The organism is Lactiplantibacillus sp. DA1, from assembly GCF_032681335.1.
Taxonomy (GTDB): domain Bacteria; phylum Bacillota; class Bacilli; order Lactobacillales; family Lactobacillaceae; genus Lactiplantibacillus.
Genome location: NZ_JAWHTQ010000008.1, coordinates 170506 through 192250 on the forward strand (window position 1 = coordinate 170506; position 21745 = coordinate 192250).

General features: G+C 43.1%; 19 protein-coding genes and 1 tRNA gene. 8 read left to right on the top strand and 12 right to left on the bottom strand.

Features of this window, described 5'->3' with window-relative positions; genetic code table 11:
• Positions 1-6 precede the first annotated feature (6 nt).
• From RXV91_RS13380 to RXV91_RS13390, 3 genes are all read right to left on the bottom strand, one after another.
• Positions 7-1446, bottom strand: coding sequence for a 6-phospho-beta-glucosidase (locus tag RXV91_RS13380; protein ID WP_316440270.1), 1440 nt, complete (start codon positions 1444-1446; stop codon positions 7-9).
• Between the two features lie 193 nt (positions 1447-1639).
• Positions 1640-1987 (bottom strand): PTS lactose/cellobiose transporter subunit IIA, encoded by a 348-nt coding sequence (locus tag RXV91_RS13385; RefSeq protein ID WP_316440271.1) that lies wholly within the window; start codon positions 1985-1987, stop codon positions 1640-1642.
• Between the two features lie 100 nt (positions 1988-2087).
• Positions 2088-2405 carry a PTS sugar transporter subunit IIB gene (locus RXV91_RS13390; RefSeq protein WP_003639490.1) on the bottom strand — a complete coding sequence of 106 codons (318 nt, stop codon included), beginning with the start codon at positions 2403-2405 and terminating at the stop codon, positions 2088-2090.
• Positions 2406-2599: 194 nt separating this feature from the next.
• Here RXV91_RS13390 and RXV91_RS13395 point away from each other — a divergent pair, with 194 nt between their 5' ends.
• From RXV91_RS13395 to RXV91_RS13405, 3 genes are all read left to right on the top strand, one after another.
• Positions 2600-3307 carry a GntR family transcriptional regulator gene (locus RXV91_RS13395; protein WP_316440272.1) on the top strand — a complete coding sequence of 236 codons (708 nt, stop codon included), beginning with the start codon at positions 2600-2602 and terminating at the stop codon, positions 3305-3307.
• Positions 3308-3399: 92 nt separating this feature from the next.
• Positions 3400-4134, top strand: coding sequence for a glycosyltransferase family 2 protein (locus RXV91_RS13400; protein ID WP_316440273.1), 735 nt, complete (start codon positions 3400-3402; stop codon positions 4132-4134).
• A 154-nt stretch (positions 4135-4288) separates the two neighbouring features.
• Positions 4289-4963, top strand: a complete 675-nt coding sequence (locus RXV91_RS13405; protein ID WP_316440274.1) for a histidine phosphatase family protein — start codon at positions 4289-4291, stop codon at positions 4961-4963.
• Here the strand turns inward: RXV91_RS13405 and RXV91_RS13410 are convergent.
• Together RXV91_RS13410 and RXV91_RS13415 are read right to left on the bottom strand one after the other, a co-directional pair.
• Positions 4947-5435 carry a hypothetical protein gene (locus tag RXV91_RS13410; RefSeq protein WP_316440275.1) on the bottom strand — a complete coding sequence of 163 codons (489 nt, stop codon included), beginning with the start codon at positions 5433-5435 and terminating at the stop codon, positions 4947-4949. The two genes, RXV91_RS13405 and RXV91_RS13410, sit on opposite strands and share 17 nt — an antisense overlap.
• A gap of 192 nt (positions 5436-5627) precedes the next feature.
• Entirely contained in the window at positions 5628-6458 is an 831-nt protein-coding gene (locus RXV91_RS13415; RefSeq protein ID WP_316440276.1) for an HAD family hydrolase, read from the bottom strand.
• Between the two features lie 544 nt (positions 6459-7002).
• On the opposite strand from RXV91_RS13415, the gene RXV91_RS13420 reads away from it, so the two are divergent.
• Both RXV91_RS13420 and RXV91_RS13425 read left to right on the top strand, forming a co-directional pair.
• The gene (locus RXV91_RS13420; RefSeq protein WP_316440277.1) at positions 7003-8022 is read left to right on the top strand and encodes a ketopantoate reductase family protein; all 1020 of its coding nucleotides are present in this window, start codon (positions 7003-7005) and stop codon (positions 8020-8022) included.
• 73 nt (positions 8023-8095) lie between these two features.
• A complete protein-coding gene (locus RXV91_RS13425; protein ID WP_316440278.1) occupies positions 8096-9022 on the top strand; it encodes a DMT family transporter in 927 nt (308 codons plus the stop codon).
• Positions 9023-9135: 113 nt separating this feature from the next.
• Here RXV91_RS13425 and RXV91_RS13430 read toward each other — a convergent pair whose 3' ends face one another.
• The 3 genes from RXV91_RS13430 to RXV91_RS13440 all read right to left on the bottom strand — a co-directional run bounded on the left by RXV91_RS13430 (position 9136) and on the right by RXV91_RS13440 (position 13465).
• Positions 9136-10086 carry a phosphoglycerate dehydrogenase gene (locus RXV91_RS13430; RefSeq protein WP_316440279.1) on the bottom strand — a complete coding sequence of 317 codons (951 nt, stop codon included), beginning with the start codon at positions 10084-10086 and terminating at the stop codon, positions 9136-9138.
• Between the two features lie 498 nt (positions 10087-10584).
• Positions 10585-11157, bottom strand: a complete 573-nt coding sequence (locus RXV91_RS13435) for an NADPH-dependent F420 reductase (protein ID WP_316440280.1) — start codon at positions 11155-11157, stop codon at positions 10585-10587.
• A 343-nt stretch (positions 11158-11500) separates the two neighbouring features.
• On the bottom strand, positions 11501-13465 hold the full coding sequence (locus tag RXV91_RS13440; RefSeq protein ID WP_316440290.1) for a hypothetical protein: 1965 nt from the start codon (positions 13463-13465) through the stop codon (positions 11501-11503).
• Between the two features lie 226 nt (positions 13466-13691).
• Between RXV91_RS13440 and RXV91_RS13445 the strand changes: the two genes are divergently transcribed.
• Entirely contained in the window at positions 13692-14138 is a 447-nt protein-coding gene (locus RXV91_RS13445) for a flavodoxin (RefSeq protein WP_316440281.1), read from the top strand.
• A gap of 91 nt (positions 14139-14229) precedes the next feature.
• Here RXV91_RS13445 and RXV91_RS13450 read toward each other — a convergent pair whose 3' ends face one another.
• The 3 genes from RXV91_RS13450 to RXV91_RS13460 form a co-directional block, all read right to left on the bottom strand.
• The gene (locus RXV91_RS13450) at positions 14230-16902 is read right to left on the bottom strand and encodes a BspA family leucine-rich repeat surface protein (protein WP_316440291.1); all 2673 of its coding nucleotides are present in this window, start codon (positions 16900-16902) and stop codon (positions 14230-14232) included.
• A gap of 533 nt (positions 16903-17435) precedes the next feature.
• Entirely contained in the window at positions 17436-17657 is a 222-nt protein-coding gene (locus tag RXV91_RS13455) for a hypothetical protein (RefSeq protein ID WP_316440282.1), read from the bottom strand.
• A 14-nt stretch (positions 17658-17671) separates the two neighbouring features.
• Entirely contained in the window at positions 17672-18436 is a 765-nt protein-coding gene (locus RXV91_RS13460; RefSeq protein WP_316440283.1) for a type I 3-dehydroquinate dehydratase, read from the bottom strand.
• Between the two features lie 196 nt (positions 18437-18632).
• Between RXV91_RS13460 and RXV91_RS13465 the strand changes: the two genes are divergently transcribed.
• Positions 18633-20066, top strand: a complete 1434-nt coding sequence (locus RXV91_RS13465) for an amino acid permease (protein ID WP_316440284.1) — start codon at positions 18633-18635, stop codon at positions 20064-20066.
• A gap of 575 nt (positions 20067-20641) precedes the next feature.
• Positions 20642-21097, top strand: a complete 456-nt coding sequence (locus tag RXV91_RS13470) for a winged helix DNA-binding protein (RefSeq protein WP_316440285.1) — start codon at positions 20642-20644, stop codon at positions 21095-21097.
• Between the two features lie 393 nt (positions 21098-21490).
• Here RXV91_RS13470 and RXV91_RS13475 read toward each other — a convergent pair.
• Positions 21491-21563: transfer RNA gene (locus RXV91_RS13475), tRNA-Thr, on the bottom strand.
• Positions 21564-21745 lie beyond the last annotated feature (182 nt).

A 21745-nucleotide genomic window follows, 5' to 3' on the forward strand; every position in this document is an offset into this window, starting at 1 on the left:
CTTTCACTATAAATCTTCACCATCGCTCGCAATAACTTGTTGGAACCAGTCAAAAGAGTCTTTCTTAGAACGGTCAAAGCTGCCATGACCATTATCATCGGCATCAACGTAAATGAACCCATAACGTTTTGCCATTTCACCAGTACTTGCCGAAACTAAGTCAATACATCCCCATGGTGTGTAACCAATCAGATTGACCCCATCTAATGCAACGGCTTCTTCCATCGCGAGGATATGATCACGGAAATAACTAATCCGGTAGTCGTCATGCACACTCCCGTCGGCTTCCTTCTTATCATAAGCACCAAAGCCATTTTCAACGATAAATTGTGGTAAGTGCCACCGATCTTGCATCCAATTCATGGCGTACCGTAAACCAGTCGGGTCGATCTGCCAACCCCAGTCGGACTTTTCAACGTAAGGATTTTCAACAAAGTCATCCGGTTCCTTAAAGTCATATTCTTGATCACCGTCGCGACCCTTAGTGACAAATGACATATAATAACTAAACCCAACGTAGTCGACCGTACCAGCTTTCAACGTCGCTAGGTCGGCTGCGGTGATGTCCATGTCAAAACCTTTACGTTCAAAGTATTTTGGCAACCACTTTGGATACTCGCCGAGGCAGTGTACGTCGCCAAACCAGTACCGTTTTTGCATGGCCCGTTCCGCCATCATCACATCCGCTGGTTTAGCCGTCAATGGATAGATTGGGCACATTGCCACCATACAGCCAATTTGGAAATCTGGATTGATGGCGTGACCTGCTTGGACAGCTAACGCGCTCGCCACTAATTCATAGTGGGCAGCCTGGTACATCGCTTGTTCCCAGTTGTCGTCCGCGCCTAATTGTAGCCCTGAATTTTGAAGTAATGGGTGGGGATCACTCCACGCGGTCTGATTATTAATCTCATTAAAAGTCATCCAGTACTTAACTTTGTCCTTGTAACGATCAAAGACGACGGTCGCAAATCGTACGAAGAAGTCGATCATCTTGCGATTGCTAAAGCCGCCGTATACTTTGACAAGATGGTACGGAATTTCAAAGTGTGACAACGTCACTACTGGCTGAATGCCATGTGACAACAGGTCATCAAACAAGTCATCATAAAATTTCAATCCCGCTTCGTTAGGCGCTGTCTCATCACCATTTGGGAATATCCGCGTCCAAGCGATTGACGTTCGAAAACATTTAAAGCCCATTTCAGCGAATAACTTGTCATCTTCTGGATAACGATGATAAAAATCATTCCCCCAATGGTTCGGATAGATTTCGCCTTCTTTGACGCCGTCAGTTACCTTACGGGGAACCCCGTTACGACCAGCTGTCATCACATCGGCAATGCTAACACCTTTGCCATCGACATCCCAGCCACCTTCTAATTGATGAGCTGCAACCGCGCCGCCCCACAGAAATCCTTTAGGCATTTTGTATCCTTTTGTCATGAACTAATTCCCTCCATTAATGCTGCTCAGTCTATTCCTGAGTTACAGTCTTTGTTACCCTAACTAATGATTAACGTGTAACCGCCACGTAATCGTTATTGGGGTGTCTGCCATTACGATTGACTACGGCATGAATGAAAAAACAAGCCCAGACCAACACCAGCAGGTATTTGCCTAGGCTCAAATTAATTAACTACTTCGCCTCATCGGCAGCTAACCGTCGATAAACGTCAACGACTTCACCAGCTAAATCGCGGAAGGTGATGGCATTCATGATGTGATCTTGTGAATGTACTAATAGTAATGACACGTGGGTATGTTCCCCTTGTGCTTCCGCCGTTAACATTGAAGTTTGTGAATTATGTGCTTCCGTCAAGAAATTATCTGCTTCCTTCAACTTGGCATCAGCGGTTTTAAAGTCGCCTTCCTTAGCAGCTTTAATTGCTTCGAAAGCGGAACTCTTTGCGTTACCACCATTAACGATCAAACCCATGATGGTTTCGAGACTTGCTTCAACTTCTTTTGTTTGTTCTTCTGCCATTAACCCTCATCCTTTTAGCATTTATTCGTGTGCGCCATAACCAAAATGCCGCCATCCTCGATAGGTCTACCGTGGACTGGCAGCACTTACAATTAAATCATTAGTTTGCTTTTGCAATTGATGCTTCGGCTTCTTTTAAAACTTTTTCGCCATTCATCATACCGTAGTCTTGCATGTTGATGACTTCAACTGGAATATCAACGCGCTTTTGGAAATCACTTAACATGTAACGAACTTGTGGTCCAAGCATTAAAATGTCAGGATTCTTTTCAGCTAACTTAGCATCAGCGTCACTGGCAGCGGTTGCAAAAATATCTGCATCGATACCTTCTGCTTCAGCAGCCTTTTGCATCTTTGAAACTAATAATGACGTTGACATCCCAGCAGCACATACCAACATAATTGTTCTTTCAGCCATAATAAACACGCTCCTAGATCGTTTTAAATTTATATGTTACAGCGGTTGCTTTAATAAACCGCTTTCATTACAATTAGAATTATAAGTCATGGGTACAAATTTGACAAGCCTTATTAATCAGATATCTGCAATTTATTTAATTTGTACCCACAAGTTATTCAATGTCAACTTAAAACTTGAAAGAAGTGAATATCATGTATCGTGAAATAGCAACAAAACTTGTTACCGCCATTCAAGACGGCATCTTTACCGTTAAGCTCCCTACTGAGGCCCAGTTAATGGATCATTATCAAGCCAGTCGAAATACGATTCGTAAAGCGATTGATTTAGTTTACCAGCAAGGCTTGTTGCGCCGCGTCCAAGGTAGCGGCTATTATATTACTAATATTCAGCTACAACACAAAACGGTCGTTAACTTGTCGGCCCGCTCGCTCTTTAATAGCAACCTCCATCCCCGTAACTTGAAATCAAAGATTCTTACTTTTGATACGATTCAGGGGGATAGTACGTTGAGCCGCAAGCTCGGAATTCCTATCGATGAAGAACTTTACCGCATTATCCGACTACGCTACTGGCATGAACAACTCTACTGTCTAGAAGAAGCTTACTATTTACGTTCAGTGATTCCTTACTTATCGACCGAAGCAGTTAATTCATCAATTTGGGATTTCATTAATGAAGCTTACGGAATTGGGATTGCCAATAGTGATGACTACCTTTCACTGACCAACTTAAACCAAGAAGAAGCTGACTTAATGGGGCTCAATCATGGTGGTACCTATCTGGCACTAGACTCCTGCAATTATTATAAAAATAACGGTCTCCTTGATTTCTCACATACCGTCTTCGTTTATCCTGATCTAGCGCTTTATTTTCACACTACCAACCTAGCAAATAATTAATTTATGGCTAAAAAAGGACGATTCACTATAAATTCATCACAATTTATGGGTATACTAGTAACAGTATCCAAATTTACGATGGAGGAATTAGCGTGTCAGCACCCCTTTTTTCAGTGGTTGTACCAGCTTACAACCAGCATAAATTTATAGATAGCTGCTTGACTAGTCTACAACGCCAAACCTTAACAGACTTTGAAGTCTTTGTGGTTGACGATTGTTCGACTGACGACACTGGTGAACAGATTGCCGCGTTAATCAAAGGCGACGACCGATTCCACGTGATCACTCACGCCCATAATCGGGGCGTCTCCGCAGCTCGCAACTCCGGTATGGCTGCTGCCAAAGGCAAGTACCTTTGCTTTGTTGATGGCGACGATTGGGTTGAGCCAGACTTTTTGGCGACCTTCTTAGCCGCCTATCAAGCAGCGCCGAATACGCAACTTGTTGTGTGTGGACACTACGGCTACTTAGCCGTCCCTAGTCCCGCCAAAACGTACAGCCAAAAAGACTTGATTGCCAACATTAACTTCGGCACAGTTGGTGGTTTCTCATGGAATAAGGCCTTCATTCGCAGCATTATTACCACCCATCACCTAAAATTCAATGAAGATATTGATTTTCTTGAAGATCAATTGTTTGCTTTTCGTTATGCCAACTACGTACAGTCCTCCGAATACGTACCGGACCGGACTTACCATTATCGTTGGCGTTTTCGAAGCAACCTTGCCCACATTGGAATTCCATTCTTCACTGCGCGCCGTAAAATGCTGAAAATTCTCAAGCAAGAAAACAAACAAGTTTTGAACGAAGATTGGAATAATCAGTAGCTACTTAACGTACCCATATCTTTGGGTGCGTTTTTTAATGCCATCAACTACCATCCTGCAAAATAAAGTGGCAATTAACAATTAAAGGCTTGTTGAATGGCAGGTAACGCCTTACAATTGGACTATGTTAATTAATTGCATGGGAGGGTTAGTGATGACAACGATTCATTTATACTTAGTTCGCCACGGACAAACTAAACTTAATGCTGCGGGCCGGCTACAAGGCATTTATGACTCAGAACTTACCCATAACGGCGTTCGTTCTGCCGAGCGGTTAGCGCGGATGCTAGCTGATGTTCATTTTGATGCTGCTTACGCCAGTGATCTGGGCCGCGCTCAACAAACGAGTCGTATTATCATCGCACATCATCCTGAAATAAAAAAGCCGACAATTGACGTCGGCTTACGTGAATTTAACTTTGGTGGTCTTGAAGGTACCAGAAATATGTGGATCGTTAATCAAGCTCGAAAACAACTGGGCATTGGAACGTTTGTTAAACTGATGTTAAGTCGAGAACGGTTTGCAACCTTACTCTGGGTGTTTAATTCACTGGATCAGACGCGCGCTGCTGAAACCTTAGTCGGTGTTACTGACCGAATCAGCCGCACCCTCCGCCGAATCTGTTTATACGAATCACAAAACAATGATCACGACAAAAATATTCTGATTGTTTCCCATGGTCTGGTGCTCAGCGCGTTTCTATATCAAATCAGTCCTCGTGAACTCCCCACGCGTCTCCTCAAAAACACTAGTGTTAGTCGCGTCGATTACCAGGATCGCCAATTTAAGTTGATCGACATTAACATCACACCTAAGAAACGGGCCTAGTTGTTTCCAAACTGACTGCTTGCGTCGTACAGCTTGGGAATTGAAGTCGCGCTTGAACACCAAAAAAAGCTTTGATCTTTCGTTGGAGTTCCTGCCCCGTCGCATGCACCGTTGCTTCACTAGCAGCTTTGTCGCCAATTACAATTAAGATCCGACTGCTCTTACTATCCAAATTAGGGGCCAGGGGAACCGCCGAACTAGCGAACAAACAAGTGCCCGTTACCGTCACTTGTAACTGCACTTGATCGAACCCTAATGCATTCATGTCCCACGCGTTAATATTCACGGGATGCCGCGCCTGAATCAGTTGAATCAAGTCAGCCAATGCACTTTGCGGCCGGGCAACCGGAATCTGCTGAGTCGTTAATTGTTTTTCAATTGCCGGGTTCAGCTCACGGTTATCAAGGTTCGTCATCGACAAAATGGCTAGCGGAATCTCCGCGGTGGTCGTCGGTAAAATTTCAATTTTCAACAGTTATCACTTCCTAAAAACACTTCAATACTAAGTGTGCCAAATTTGACGTAAAAGTCAATCATCACCACTTAAGTCATAGCAAAATTTTAATAATACCACAAAAGCGATTCCCTTTACATTCAGGAATCGCTTTTAATATACATTATCGCATAGGCAACCGCAACGAGTAATCCTGTAAGCTGGCCTTACTTAGTTAGCTGTTAACGGATGCGCCGCAAAATATTTTTCTAAGAATAAGGCTAACCCATCATTGTAATTCGTATCGGTCACATAATTAGCAACTTTTTTAACTTGTGGTAACGCATTCCCCATCGCTACGGATAGATCAGCTTCTGCCATCATGCCAACATCATTCAAGCCATCACCAAAGACAAATGTATGGGCAGCATCAATATGTTGCTCACGCTGAATTTGTTTGACCGCCGTCCCCTTATCAGTGTTAAGGGGGATCATTTCAATATTGTTCGGATTAGATGATGATAACCGTAATAATTTACTACTTGTTAATTTTTCGCGGGCAGAATCTAACCGCGACATGTCTTCACGACTGAGAATCACTCCATTGGTAATCTGATCTTCAATCGTCGCTAACTGCGTAAAATTCTTAACTTCCTCATAACCGATCGAAACTTCATCCGCATCAAAGTTAGCTGCATTTCGCGCCACAAATCTGGGAATCTGCTCCGTATAATAAGCCATATCCGGGGTAAATAACATCATTGGTAGGTTGTCACGACGAGCAATCAAATAGGCGAGCTCAACCGCAGCCCCACCCAGCTTAGTAATCTCGCGACCTTGGATACCATCAAAAACCGCACCATTAGATGTGACTAACCGTACATCTGAATTTAATTTATTCCGGACAATTTTCGCAAGCTCGTACATGCGCCCCGTTGCAATATAAAACAATACATCTTGTTTCTGTAACCGTTCGATCGTTGCTCGAGTTCGCTCCGAGACATATTGATGGTCAGTTAATAACGTACCGTCAATGTCCATAAAGACTAAGTATTTTGGCATAGTTGAACTCCTCCTACGTATTTACACCTACAATTGTACGCTATTCCACCTCGGAATGGAAATCGCTTTCAAAAATAATTGAACCACCGCATTTTGATTCAATGTTTCTGAACAATCTTAACTTTGTGGTCTGATTAATACCTAATTAAGCACCCAGTCACTTTAAATAATAACGTGTTTAATTAACAACTTGACTTTCAAGAGTAGCACCATTAAATTAGAAAACAATTAATAAATGATGATAAAAAGCGTCGAACAGTTCAGTAGTGGCCAATTGTTAGCCTTAGCGAGTCTGAGATGGTGCAAGCAGACCTAACCACGGTATCACGAATATCGACTGTGAGTGTCCGGGTAAAATCAAAGTAACCTGGGCTGGTTAACACCCATTATCGTGTGACACATCTTAATCATGTGCTCAAGGTCAGGAATGTAAATTGCTGATGAATACCGGTGGTAACCCGCGCTCGCGTCCGGCAGACTAGTTAGTCTGCCGGGCGTTTTATCTTTATTTATTAATAAATCATTTTAAAGGATGGTCATACATATGCATTTTACAGTTCTCGGCGCAGGCGCCATGGGATTACGTTACGGTGTGTTATTACAAGAAGCAGGCAATCAAGTTGATTTTGTGGATACTTGGCAACCAAATGTTGATCAAATTAAGCATCAAGGTGGCGTTTACGTGGCCCGCGACCACCATAATCGACACTTAGTTCCCGTCAAAGTCTCAACTCCCGAAAATTATCACGATGATCCCGACGTCTGGGTCGTTTTTACCAAACAGATGCAACTAACCGATTTTTTAACTCGTACCGCGCACGCTTTTAACGGCCACCAATACGTATTGACCTGCATGAATGGCATGGGCCACGTTGAAAAGTTATTGCATTACTTCAAACCCGAAAAATTGTTAGCAGGAACGGCCTTAGTTGCAACGGTCTTAAACGGCCCCGGTGATGTCGATTTTATTGGTGCTCGCGGGGCTGGTACGATGAACCTTGCTAACTACACCGAGCAACCTGACGAAATGACACATAAAATCGTCACGGAATTAGACAAATGTCAGTTTCATCCCAACTTGACTACTAATTTTCGCGGAACACTGCTTGCAAAAGTGGTTTTTAATTCCGTGGTCAACACGCTCTGTACCCTCTTTGAAATTACGATGGGCGAATTCGCCGCTTATCCAGGAGCTGATGAACTGAGTCGGCAACTGATTGATGAGGCCTATGATGTCTGCGAGCGTGATGGCGTCACCATGTTGAACACGCGCGCTGAAGAACTTGCCTCAGTTAACTATGTCAGCAAAGTCGCCAACCCATTGCACTACCCTTCAATGTATCAAGATATGTCTCATAACCGGCCAACCGAGGTCGATTATATCAATGGCTACCTCGTCAAACTTGGTCAAAAGTACCATTACCAGGCAAAAACACACGCGTTCTTAACACACCTTGTTCACTTAGCTGAAACCACCCGCCAAACCAGCGCCGCAACTGAACACACTACTGAACAAAGTGCTCAGGACGCGACCGAACGAGCTAGTCAGCAAGCAAGCGCATAACCAATCCCCACTTCCTTAGTAAAATCATGTACAATGGAAGTTAAGTTGATTTTACTGAAGGAGGCGGTAGGCCATGCAATTCAGTCGGGAATTCAAAGGAATCTTTCTCGCCAGTATCAGTGCGACCTTTTGGGGTGTCTCGGGTGCCGTGGCACAGACGCTTTTTGACACGACCGATATTAATTCAATTTGGCTGACCGGTATCCGCATGCTGGGAGCCGGGATTGCATTATTACTAGTCAGTTTGGTGACTCACGTTGACTTGTGGTCAATCTGGCGGCAGCCACGCGACTTATTACAAATCGGCGCCTACACGTTGTTGGGGCTGATGCCAGTGCAATTCACTTACTTCTTGGCTGTAGAAGCGAGCAATGCGGCTACTGGTACTATTTTACAATTTATGGGTCCCGTGTTCATCGCATTATGGATGTTAGTGGCCCATCGACAATTACCAACACGAGCAGAAGGGCTGGCAATTGTTTGTGCCTTGCTCGGCTCATTCCTACTGGTGACCCATGGCAATCCGAGTACCTTAGTGATCTCCGTCTGGGCATTAATCTGGGGATTATTATCTGGGGTTTCGTCTGCAACCAACACGTTACTCCCAACCAAGTTGCTCACTAAGTACGATCCGATGACCGTCAACACATGGTCGATGTTACTAGGAGGAATCTTATTCAATATGGTTCAGCCATTTTGGTCGATCCATATTCCACTGACCCTCTTAAATATTAGTAAGCTGAGCTTTGTCGTACTTTTCGGTACCTTGTTAGCATTCCTGTTTTTCTTGCAAAGCTTACAATATATTCGCCCCACCGTTGTCAGCTTACTGGATGCCTTCGAACCTTTATCAGCCACCATCATTGCAGTGGCTTTGCTAGGTGTCAGCTTCGGTTGGCTTGATATTATTGGCAGTATTCTAATTATTAGTACCGTCTTTATTTTAGCTGTTGGCCAAGGTCCTAACGACCGCACTGCCGAGAATTTCAAACAGCCCTAATGAAGCTAACGACAACTCAAGACATGAAAAATCCGGTTATGACCAAGTCTGTAAGAACTTAGTCACAACCGGATTTTTTGTCTCTACAATGTTCTAGTAAACAATGGCACAAATTAGTAACCACGATTTAGATCCACTTGATTACGTACTAACGTGCCATCTTTGACGAACTGGGCAAAGTTAGCCGCAAAAATTGGAAAAACCGTCGCCCGAAAATGAGCAATTTGTCCTGAAATATGCGGGGTAATCAACACATCATCACGTTGCCATAAAGGATGGTCAGCTGGTAGAGGCTCTGGTTCAGTGACATCTAGCGCAGCCATACTCAATTGCCGATTATCTAGCGCCATCATTAAAGCATCCGTATCAACAGCAGGCCCACGACCAATATTGATTAACATTGGTTGTTGCTTGGTCTGCTTAAATAAATCAGTACTAAACAAATGATGCGTCGTGGGGGTTAGCGGCAAAGCATTGACAATAAAGTTGGCAGTCGCCAGTGCGGCCGCTGTAGCCGTAAATGATACCGTTTCATGAAAATGCTCAGCTGGATGGCCGGTAGTATTGACCCCAATCACGTGCATACCGAGCGCACTAGCCTTGGCTGCTAGCGATTGACCAATTTGGCCCGTTCCATAAATCAATAACTGTTGTCCAGTCAAGGTTGACGTGGTTATCGGCAACTGCCATTGCCGCGTCCCACGCTGGTTCAACCAGGCAGCATGGTAGCCACGAACGACTGTTAACATAGCCGCTAACACTGATTCACTAATAGCATCCGCGTGAATACCGCTTGTATTAGCAACGATGACCCCCGCTGCTTGTAAGTCCTTCAGCGGTAAGTAATCGACCCCCGCCGAGATGACTTGGACAAATTTTAGATGATTACTGGGCTGAGCTAATAACGTTTTTAGCAAAGGATGATTTCCATACATGACCTCGATTTGACCGTAATCAGCCGGTGTGACAGCATCTGCATCTTTAAAAATCCAATTCGGATAAGTCGCTTGTAACTGGTGGTGCTGCTCTGGTTTGGTCGCTTGGGCCATTACTACCATTGGCATAATATATTACCCCTTTTCTACTTTATTCATGCTTTCATCATACCACTACCACTCATTTGACCCGTAATGATTAACATGCCGCCCGCTCCCAATCACAGGAAAAGTACCTGTGAACGATCCAATACGCGTTGTACTTGTTAATCATGATTCATACTGAATAATAATTAACAATGCGTATCCAATGCCCCTCGGTTAGCACTAATTACTTTTAAAAAGCTTGTTATTGAGATGTGTGTCACCAGTAACACTTTAGTGGCATCATTTAGTCGCTGCTTCTGACTGAAAGACCCGTATCGAACGTACTAGTAATTTCGGCTAACACGTACTTTTTTCCATCAGTCCTAGGTTAGCGACTCTTGAGCATGGAATTTGGTATATTTTACAGCAATTACAGCTTGTACCCAAATATCAACCGATACAAAAAGCAGCACTCGAAATAAAATTTTCAAGCACTGCTTACGACAACGTCCAATTAATAGACTATGAAAAATGACCTAATTATTCAATGACAGCTAAGCCACCGGTCCAGCCAATCTGCTCACTTGCCGCTAACGTCATTTGTAAAAATCCCACCGCTTCTAACTCATGCGCACGCTTCAACTTACCAGCATCCTTCATTTGTAACGGACTGTTGGCCAAAGCCTTCATTAATTGTTGCTTGGCAGCATCGTCATCACCCGCCACTAGCACGGTCGTTGGCGCTTGACCATTGACCTGACCACTATGGAGCGTTGCGGCAAAATTGGTGTTAAAGGCTTTAAGCACCTGACTAGCTGGTAGTTGCTGCTGTAATTCTTGTGCAGCTGAACTATCTTCTGGTACAACCAGTTCATCCCACGTATCAAAATTCAAGGGATTCGTAACGTCAATCACAATTTTTCCCTTGAGTTGGGTCGCATATTGCTTGGCTAGCACTGCCAAAGCGGGATAAGGCACTGCCATGATCACAATATCACCAAATAGTGTTGCTTGGTCCTTAGAACCATAATAAGTCACTTCATTACCAGCCACTTCAAAATTATGACCAATTGCTTGTCCCATATTTCCCTTACCAAAAATTGTAATTGTCATATTTCTACACTCCTCATATATCAATTATAATTAATTTTATAATTACATCTTAGCATTGATTAACTATTAGCGTCATTATTGTGTTCTTAAGAATTTGTCATCTATAATAGTTGTTAGCAACATCTCAAAGTATCGTTGTTGAATACGGCCATTGCTAAAGTTGACAAGTTATAGTTGCTATAGCTGACAGATAAACTTTCCCTGATAACACCTGACGTCCCAAAAAAGTTGACTTAAATTTTTACATCATTAACGACCAAAACCCGACCAGCTTAATCATTAAATGGTTAAGTTGATCGGGTTTTGACTTTTTAAAATTGGCTGTTTCATTAAGCAGTAACAATTAGTTAGTGCTCGTGGTATCCCCATAGCCAGTACTAGAAGCTGTTGTATCACCAGTCGTCGTTGAAGACGTTGTATCACTATTACTAGTCGTTGCATGACTATCTGTACTATAACTATAACTAGGCGTGCTAGTGCTTGACTCAGTTGAACTAGTGTCAGTATCGCTACTGTAACTATATGTTGCTGAAGAACTACTATCAGCGCTACTTTCACTATATAGCGAAGATGCTGAACTCGATGACGATTCTGGTTCACTATAACTATACGCACTAGAACTTGAGGATGAAGCCGTCGTCTTGTTCGCTTTAGCTAACTGTTTACGATCCGCAATCAACTTACGATAGTCATTGTCAGCCAACTGTGACTTTTTGCGATAAGCTTTCAGATTAGCAAGCACTTTATCGACTGTTGTTGACGGCGTCGAAGCCTTGAGTTTATTTTTCTTGTTATATAATTTCTGGAAGGCAGCGTCGTAACTCACTACTTTTTTAACGGTTGTCCCCGTCGTCTTAAACAGTTTGTCGTACTTTTTAGCAAAGTATGGCTTGCTACTAGTCAAACCGGTTGTCGTCAACCGTTGCTGATTCTTAGTGATGGTATCCATTGTGACGTCAGCCTTGAGCAAGCCCTTGGCGTTGCGTAAATCCTGATAACTAGTCCGAACGGTCAACATCTTAGCCGCCGTATCGTGTTGCTTCTGCAAACTCGTCTTTTCACTAGAATCTTTCATGTTATCAATATTATTTTGCAACTTAGTCAACGTCGCATTGGATGCGCTCGCACTTAAGTCACGTTGTGCCGATGACGTATAAATCTGACTCACAATTTTTTCCGCGTTCGTCCGAGCAGCAGCCTGAGTCGCTTGACCATGGTTCCACATGAAAAAGGCCCCACCAGCAGCGACAACTAAAATGGCCACTCCCGCTAACATCAATTTCCAATTATAACGCCGGGGTTGCTTCTTAAGATGCGGATTTTTCACACCTGCTTCTAACTCAGAAAAGTCACGTTCATCATCAGTCGGCTCATCACTAGAACCCCGTTGCTCTCCATGACGCGCTACTCTTGACATGGTTGGCTTATCAGGCTGTTTGCCCCCATTAGGTTGTTGATCACCATAGAGTTCTTCTCGCGATAACGGTAATTCTGGTTGCGCGTCATCAGTAGCCTGTTCTGTCCCTTTAACTGCAATTCGCGGCTGTTGCTTGCGCGCAACTGGCGGAATGTGATCAGCAGGAATCCGTTTTTCAACCTTCTGTTGCTTAGACGTCGCCGATGTCGGCTGCTTATTTGCAGTCGGATTGGCCTTGGACACAGCTGATGACGGTGTCGTAGCTTGTGATGTCGCTGCCTTTAATGCACCAGATTTAGGCGCTTTAGCTGCTGCAGATTTGGACTGATCAGACGTCGCCTGACTGGCTGCCACTTGACTCGCATGCCGAGCTGTCCGCGTCATAGGTACCTCAGACGTGGTCGCAGTAGTAGTTGACTGACTGGCTGTTGCCAGGCCTTCAGCCATGGCCGTCTTGCCCTTCACTTGTGGTGACTGGGCCTTTGTGGAAGCATGCTCTGATTCAGTTGACTTTCCAGCCGCCCCCCTATGCATGATAGCACTAGTTGCCGCATGTTTAGTGGTCGCACTCGTCTGGGTAGCAGATTGAGCCGTAGACTCCTGACTAGCTGTCGCTGAGTGATGTGCTTTTTGAGCAACTTTCTTGGGTTCGATCACTGCGTCAACAGGTTGCTTTTTACTATCGCTATTCGCCGTTGAATGGGGAATATTGACCGTTGATTTTGCTTCAGCTTCGTCTGCCTTCGATGCGGCCGAGTCTTTTAAGTCATAGGCCAACGGAATCTGCTCATTATCTTGTTCATCATTATCATCGTCGGGAATCGGCTCAGTAATTGAATTCCAAAGCCGTTTACCCAAACCTTCTTTTTTATTTTTTCTAGACAAAACCAACGCTCCTCGCCAATTTATAATTTCCATTAGATTCCTGGTTAAGCGTCAACCAAAAATTATTATCAATTTCAGTAAAATAACCATTAATAAGTAAATTATAGCATGGAATCGGTCACTGAGAAACTATCGGTCAAGCGGTTTTGTGAATAACTGCCCAACACCTTAAATTCACATTAAAACTCTGCTATAATCAGCTTATCAAGATATTTGAAAGCGAGGAGTTCACATGGCTACTGCTAAAGTTATTTTTGCCACCATTACCGGTAACAACGAAGACGTTGCCGATATTATTACCGAAAAATTTGAAAAACTTGGGGTCAACGTTGCCAAAGAAGAAATCTCGCAAGCTGACGCAACTGAATTTAACGATGTCGATATTTGTGTTGTGGTCCCTTACACTTATGATGAAGGCGCCCTTCCTGAAGAAGGCCTCGACTTCTACGAGGACTTACAAGATTTAGACTTAACCGGTAAAATCTACGGCTGTGCTGGCTCTGGTGACACCTTCTACGATGATGATTATTGCCGGGCCGTCACCGATTTCAGTAATGCCTTCAAAAAGGCCGGCGCAACTCAAGGTGCCCAGGACGTCTTTGTTAATCTTGCCCCTGAAGCAGACGATATTAAAGCGCTGGATGCGTTTACTGAACAGCTTGTCGCTAAAGTTCAGTAACATTCTAACCTAGTTAGAGATAAAACGGCATTGCAAGAATTCATAACTAATTCTTGCAATGCCGTTTTTATTCTATGTTGCCATCTTCTAATTATCCCTGACGACGCTTAACACTCACAATACCAGCCAAACCAGTCACCATTAGCATCATGAGTCCCATTAAACCTAAGTGATTATCACATTCATCGGTTTGTGGCAATTGTCCAGATGATTGGCCATCCGTTGATGCTAGCTCACTGTATAGAGGTGTAACAATTGCCGGGTTAGTTATACCAACCGCTAATTGCTGTTTTTCATCGTCTCCGCCATCATTGCGTTCACTAGTGTTCAATTTTAAGTAATCACTAGTCGCCGTAGTCACTAGCTGCTCCCAGTTACCCGTATAATTTGGCCGTAATGTTATTTTTGGCTGCTCACTTTGGTTATCGACACTAGCGTTACTTCCAATTGCATCATTGCTATCCTTAATATCAGGCTGTTCAGTATTGCCGGGTTCTGATACTGCTGGTGTTTCGGGTACCTCCGGGCTTTCCGGTGCTTCTGGTGCTTCCGGTGCTTCCGGTGCTTCCGGTGCTTCCGGTATTTCTGGCTCAGTCGGTTCCCCTGGTAACGGTGCCTCGCCATCAGCACCTGCCACTACTGTGACCGTCGTTACTGCTATTACCAACTGTCCGGTTAAATCGGTGAACTGATAAACGACCTCATAGGTCCCCGGTCGCGTCAAGTCTGGTTCACCAAGTACTGTCATGTCCTGCCAATCAACAGAATGTCCATCCGCATCCATAGCATTGTCAAAATTATCTTGAGCATGCCACACGGCCGTCCCTGTCTCTTGATTGATTTCAATGGTGACATCATGCGCATGTAAATTTAGCTGACTTTGATTATCTTTAACTGTGACAATCACCGTTGTTTCACGGCCTGCGTAAGACAGGATCACGTGATACGTGCCCGGCTTACTAGTATCAACCAAATCCCCACTAACCGTTACCGCTTGTGGATTAGCACTGAATAAAGCAGCCGAATCAATAAGCTGTCCATTTTGATCTACTAGTTGAGTCACGTTTTGTGACCAATTCCATTGCTGATTTAAGAAGATTTCACTATCTTGACCAGTAATTGCGGCGGCTGACTTGACTTCCCAGATAAAAGTAGCCGTTTCAGCTCGATTCCCTGCATATCTCGCCAATAATTCGACACTTGTGAACGTTTGAGAAGCATCAGCTACATTGACCCATTTACCGGTATACTTGCCATTCGTAGGAATATCTGGCAATCCTACCAAAGGCTGCGTTCCATGCTGACTAAAATCAAGCTCCGGGCCTAAGATTAATGTTTGCAAGCTCGTCAAACCAGCTAACATTTGCCAATTTGCCTTGACATTTTGCATATTGAAATGTGATAAATCAAGAAACTTTAGCTTAACGTCATTGTTAAACAAACTATTCATCTTAGTAACATTCGCCACTGTAAACTGCGCCCCAAATTCAATATCTTCTAAAGCGAGCATCTGAGAAAAAGCGCCATCCATTTCAAGCAGACTTGCAGAATCAAAGCTAGCTAGATTCAAATGACGGACACCGCTCCTCGCGAACATATTGGTCATGGTCGTCACGCGGCGCGTATCCCAGTCAGTTAAACCATCGATAGTTCGAAGTTGATCATTATACTGGAACATATTTTGCATATTAGTTACATTGTGAGTATTCCAACCACTAAGATTAAGATAAGTCAGTTCGGTGCCCATGAAATTCCCCATAAACATGTTCACCATGGTCGTGACGTTGTCAACGTTCCAAGCACTCAAATCAAGCTTTTTCAACGCACTATTTTCTTTGAACACTGACTGCATATTCGTCACAGCACTTGTATCAAGCTTTTCTAATCCTTCGTACCGAGTCACACTAGCGAGATCTGCAAACAAACTATTCATGTTGGAACCTGCAATAATTTGGTCAGCAATGACAATTCTAGTAATCATTGGGGCCCACGATTTACGACGCCACGGATTATCGCCATAACTATTATTTAACATCCCACCACTTAACGTCAGGGTTCCAGTGCTCGCATCAAAATGCCAATCAACACCAAAGTTGCCAGACATAGCGTTCTCATCATCCTTAATAATGTCATTCTCCGTTGCTCGGATATCACTGCGATATTGATTAACGCTTTCATCGTCATGAAGATGATTTTGTTCAGGATTGACATTCTCCGTGGCAAGCGCCGGTTGGTTAACCATCAGCTCATTCTCGCTGGGCCTCATTACAAGTGCCTGTTCAGCAAGCGATAATGCAGCATCGTCATTTACAAGCGAATCAGCGGCTGTTTCTGCATTCGTTAATATCGATTGTTCATGCGTACTTTCTGATGCCTCAACTTCTGATACGGAGACAGGCATTTCTTCATTTGCTGTTACTGAGTCCGCGTTACACAATGCGGCCGCCGATTCAGCGACCTGATCGCCTTCATCTATAATCACTTGATCATTAACGCCTGATAGATTGACAGTCGTAGCAGTCTCATCATTAGCGGCAGCAGTGCCATCCGCATTGAAAATAGCAACGCTTTCTTTCGCCACCGTACTACGCTCGGTCTCAACCGCCCACTGTCCAGCAACAGGTGTAGCGAACTGTTCATCGGCATGCGCAGTTAATAACTGGGTATGCCACAGTAACAATGCCATACTTGCAATTACCCAAATTTTACCATGTTTGTACATTTTAAAACGTTTTACTTCTGATTCGCGGTAGTTAATTGTAATTCCCCATTTCTAGAAAGACTAACCCAACAATTGCTTTCATTAAATAAAGTGTTTTCACTATATTTAATTATTGTGTTTAACTGATACACAACTTACGATTTTTAAATATACCATGGGCCCTAAGGATGCTCAACTAATTATCACATTTCTAATTGAGTTGTTATCAAACTGATTAATTCAGTTATTTATCGAAAAAATATTATTATCACCTCGCCAATCAAGTAACAGCTTTTATTGCCAAGTCTATCCAGTTAGCCCCGTCATGTTCAAATGTTACGGGCTATCAGTTCACCATATTGACAGTTGCAACGTACACTGATTCTTGGATTATCATCCAATTCGGACCGACCCGCGCAACTGCAAAGCATTAAAAATAGCCTTAAGAACTCATCATTCTTAAGACCAACCGCCCCCATATTCCAAATTCGCTACAGTTATCCACTGACATGGCTTGCACTTGTGCACCATCAAGCAATAGTGTCACACCTAACTATCAACGGACCACTCAAAGCGATTATCACTATTAGTAGCAGTCACTTGGATCGTCGTTTTATAACGTGTTGCCGTATCACGTTATAGACTAATTCAACGACCATAAACAGTACCGTGATCCCCACAATATCAACCAAATAAGACTCCAAACGATAGCCGATTTTTCCAATCCACAAATCATAAGGTCCTTGAATCAACAAGAAATAGATGACCAATGTTTCAATAATCGTCCGAGTATGTCGCCAAAACGATTGCCATTGCATTTGTTTCACGCTCCTTAAAGTGGTGATAGGATCTGTAATGCTTGTTTAACTCGACTCACCGCGAGCTGATTCTGATCACCAACGCGGCCAACATGCCCAAAGGCAACCACTGAACCAGTCAGCTGTCCGCAAATACTATTATAACGTCCAAACTTTCCTGTTGCCGTTGCAATAATTGGCACGTTGAGTTGTTGATGCGCTTGCTCAGTGGCAGCCATCAAGGCCAGAACGGCTTGTGCATCTTGCCCTGCCACGGTCACGCGTACCACATCCGCACCGGTTGCAGCTAATTCTTGATAGATTGTAAGTAACTCAGCTGGCGTTGCCGTCATGACCGTCTGACTCGCAATTAGTCGGATCTGACTGGCGCGCATCTGCTGAGTCAACTTCATAAAATCAGGCTGATTGACCATAGCTAAATCAATATCAACGGCAGCAATACTCCGATTATTAACCAATGTTTGATAAGTTTGATAATATTCAACTGCATCAGCGGGGCCACTCGCCATTGCAAACATGGCAATCAAAGGAATAGTCCCTAAGACCTGTTGTAATTGAGCCGCCGTATTAACTAATTCGGCGCGATTATCTAATTCCTGATACGAATTTAGCCGCCACACAACGAGTTGAGCCGCCGAAGTTAAAATCTGACCTGCTTTTCGTAGTAGCTCCTCTCGCGTTGCACCGGTTAAGACGACCCCGATCTTAGGCATCCCCGTCGTTAACATTAACTCACCAACTGTAACTTCTCTCAAGACCATTCCTGCTTTCATCTTCATTCGGACTACTGAGTCCTGCACCGTAATAATTTATTATCTCCTCTTAACAATAGCAAATTTTCGTCGTTTTGACACTCAAAATTCATTTTTTGTTTCAAAATTTAAAGCGCTTTTAATATTAGTTTGTTAATACTGGCATCGCTTCCAGTTTCGATTTACAATTAAGCATACTTTAAGCCCAAAAAGGAGTTACAATATGGAAAATGAAAAGCAGCTTCGCTGGTCCAATATCGCTTTAATTGCGTTCGTGGCGGTCTGGGGTCTCGGTAACGTTGTCAACAACTTTGCATTACAAGGCCTCTCAGTCGTCACTTCTTGGATTCTGATCATGATTATTTATTTTATCCCTTACACCTTGATTGTCGGACAACTTGGATCAACTTTCAAGGATGCTGAAGGTGGCGTCTCATCTTGGATTCGCGCAACTAGTACTAAGCGCCTCGCCTATTACGCAGCCTGGACGTATTGGATCGTGCACATCCCATACTTAGCACAAAAACCCCAGGGAATTCTCATTGCATTTAGTTGGCTGTTTCGTGGCAATGGAAACTTTATTAACACAACTCCCGCATTAATCGTACAAGCCATTTGTTTAGTGCTATTTTTATTCTTTCTATGGATTGCATCGATGGGATTAACTACGCTGAAACGGATTGGGAGTGTTGCCGGGACTGGGATGTTCATCATGTCGATCCTATTTATTATCTTGGCTGTTTCGGCACCATTCATGACTAATGCTTCAGTTCAAACGCCTAACATGTTCTCCATTAAATCCTACTTACCAAAGTTTGATTTTACGTACTTTACAACGGTGTCCATGTTAGTCTTCGCAGTCGGTGGTTCCGAAAAAATCTCACCTTACGTTAACAAGACTAAAAATCCAGGTCGTGAATTTCCATTGGGAATGTTGGTACTAGCTGGAATGGTCGCCATCTGTGCCTTACTCGGTTCATTTGCGATGGGAATCCTATTTAATTCCAAACACATTCCAGCCGATTTAATGGCTAACGGTGCCTACTATGCTTTTCAGCGCTTAGGTGCCTTTTATCACGTTGGAAATTTATTTCTCATTCTTTACGCCATTGCCAACGTGCTCGCTCAAATTTCAGCACTAGCATTCTCAATCGATGCGCCATTGAAAATTTTGCTCGGTGATGCTGATCCTGAATTCATCCCTAAAAAATTGAGTAAGATGAATAAAAAAGATGTTCCCGTTAATGGTTATATTTTAACCGGGGTACTAGTTAGTATCTTAATTATTATCCCAGCCTTAGGAATCGGTAACATGAATGAATTATTCAACTGGTTATTAAACTTGAACTCCGTCGTAATGCCAATGCGTTACCTATGGGTCTTTCTTGCTTATATATTACTTAATAAGCACTTAAAAGAATTTAAGAGCGATTATAAGTTCCTTAAAAGTCCGGTTGCCGGCCGCTTAGTCGGTGTCTGGTGCTTCCTATTTACAGCGTTCGCCTGTATCTTAGGAATGGTTCCTAAGACATCCTATGCTAGCAACCCTAGCAGTTGGCTCTTTCAACTAACTTTAAACATTCTTACACCAATTATCTTTGTTGCTTTGGGCATGATTCTCCCTATGATTGCCCGCCGACATCACGTAGATGCTTAATATTGAGAATTCAAGTAGTTACGTCGTACCATTGATTATTTTGATATTAAAAATCTTCATTAACAAGTTCATTGATGACTGCATCACGTCCATCAGTGGACTTTTTATCTGGCCTGAAATTCTAAAAACAATACGCGTTGTACTAGTTAATTGGTCATGATTAGAAGATCGACATCTAAGATCAAAGACATCCAGCTTGAACTCGCTGGAAAAAGTTCAGATAGTATAAGCTTGCTCGATCAGTATGTTCCCGACGACTTACAGGCATGTCTACTACTTATCGGAACGTGGTGGACACGAATTTGAACCAAATCAAATACTAGCCTTCCATGCCTCAAGGCGATACTGTCATAACGTGTTCGGACTCCAGTCATAATCTGAACATGCTTGAGAGGTGTTTCTTAATCATAATTAATGCTAACCAATAATTAGCACAACGCGTAAACAATATTATCAGCCACCATTAATTTCCGGCTCACAATTTAACACTTTTAAATCATTTAGCGGTATGATGCTTATTGAATATAGTCAATCTAAGTTTACCAACCAGTCGTCCTTCAAGGAGGTCCTTATTTATGGCTACCATCGATACTTTCAACATTTTTTTAAGCGATTACGCCAACGTTTCCCGTTATCTCAATACCCGCATAAATAAATTGTTAACTACCCAACACTTAACCGCTGATACTTTTCTCATTATGCACGAAATTGGTCAAAGTCCGCAACCACTCTTATTAATGGATATTGCCCATCAGCACCACGTTTCTCGTAGTGCGATTTCACGTCAGATCAGTGTCTTGCTTAGCCATCAGTATATTTGTCAGCAGGCTAATATCAGTGACCGCCGTCAAAAGCGACTCTCCCTGACAGATGCGGGACGTCGACTAGATCAACAACTCATGGAGACTATCCACCAGTCCGTTCACCAATGGGCCTTACAATTAGGACAATCACGCGTTGACACACTACTTAGTATTCTCAATGATTTTAATGATCAAATTATCGACCATGAAATGACCACGAGTAATTAAAATTCAGTTGCCTAGTTACAACCACAATTTTTCGTTCCAAAATACCGTTGATTAGTGAAAGCACGCCTCATTTGCTTAAATCGGCTAACGATAATAGGCAACAAATTAACTTAACCAAAAGCGACGCCGTGTGAGTCTAGAGATACTAGAATCACAGGCGTCGTTATATTTTTAACTTAAACTCAATATTAATTCCCGGCAACCAGTATGACAATCACAACTAATAGCGAAAAAGATTTCACACACCGCATTAGAATGTCTAAATACGTATAGCAGCTTTTTTGCCTAAGCTCGTCATGCTATGTCAATGTTTCACTTACGTTCATTATTACGGCGCACTAGTCTTTAACACCGATACTGTTTATCATAAATCACTATCAATAATTATTTTGAAGCCGTTTAGCAGATTTGAACTGCCGACCTCTTCCTTACCATGGAAGTGCTCTACCTGCTGAGCTAAAACGGCGTTAAGCGACCCTATCCAGTATACCAAAAGCACTTCAAAATTCAAACCGTACTTATTTGCTAGTTAAGATAAAAAAAAGGAATCGAATTAACGATTCCTTAGGTTGCATGGCAACGTCCTACCCTCGCAGGGAGCGATCCCCCAACTACTCTCGGCGCTAAGAAGCTTAACTTCTGTGTTCG

Bases quoted from the DNA above. Each gene is read 5' to 3' on its own strand.
- RXV91_RS13380 (WP_316440270.1), bottom strand. From the start codon at position 1,446: ATGACAAAAGGATACAAAATGCCTAAAGGATTTCTGTGGGGCGGCGCG.
- RXV91_RS13385 (WP_316440271.1), bottom strand. From the start codon at position 1,987: ATGGCAGAAGAACAAACAAAAGAAGTTGAAGCAAGTCTCGAAACCATC.
- RXV91_RS13390 (WP_003639490.1), bottom strand. From the start codon at position 2,405: ATGGCTGAAAGAACAATTATGTTGGTATGTGCTGCTGGGATGTCAACG.
- RXV91_RS13395 (WP_316440272.1), top strand. From the start codon at position 2,600: ATGTATCGTGAAATAGCAACAAAACTTGTTACCGCCATTCAAGACGGC.
- RXV91_RS13405 (WP_316440274.1), top strand. From the start codon at position 4,289: ATGACAACGATTCATTTATACTTAGTTCGCCACGGACAAACTAAACTT.
- RXV91_RS13415 (WP_316440276.1), bottom strand. From the start codon at position 6,458: ATGCCAAAATACTTAGTCTTTATGGACATTGACGGTACGTTATTAACT.
- RXV91_RS13420 (WP_316440277.1), top strand. From the start codon at position 7,003: ATGCATTTTACAGTTCTCGGCGCAGGCGCCATGGGATTACGTTACGGT.
- RXV91_RS13425 (WP_316440278.1), top strand. From the start codon at position 8,096: ATGCAATTCAGTCGGGAATTCAAAGGAATCTTTCTCGCCAGTATCAGT.
- RXV91_RS13430 (WP_316440279.1), bottom strand. From the start codon at position 10,086: ATGCCAATGGTAGTAATGGCCCAAGCGACCAAACCAGAGCAGCACCAC.
- RXV91_RS13435 (WP_316440280.1), bottom strand. From the start codon at position 11,157: ATGACAATTACAATTTTTGGTAAGGGAAATATGGGACAAGCAATTGGT.
- RXV91_RS13445 (WP_316440281.1), top strand. From the start codon at position 13,692: ATGGCTACTGCTAAAGTTATTTTTGCCACCATTACCGGTAACAACGAA.
- RXV91_RS13455 (WP_316440282.1), bottom strand. From the start codon at position 17,657: ATGCAATGGCAATCGTTTTGGCGACATACTCGGACGATTATTGAAACA.
- RXV91_RS13460 (WP_316440283.1), bottom strand. From the start codon at position 18,436: ATGAAGATGAAAGCAGGAATGGTCTTGAGAGAAGTTACAGTTGGTGAG.
- RXV91_RS13465 (WP_316440284.1), top strand. From the start codon at position 18,633: ATGGAAAATGAAAAGCAGCTTCGCTGGTCCAATATCGCTTTAATTGCG.
- RXV91_RS13470 (WP_316440285.1), top strand. From the start codon at position 20,642: ATGGCTACCATCGATACTTTCAACATTTTTTTAAGCGATTACGCCAAC.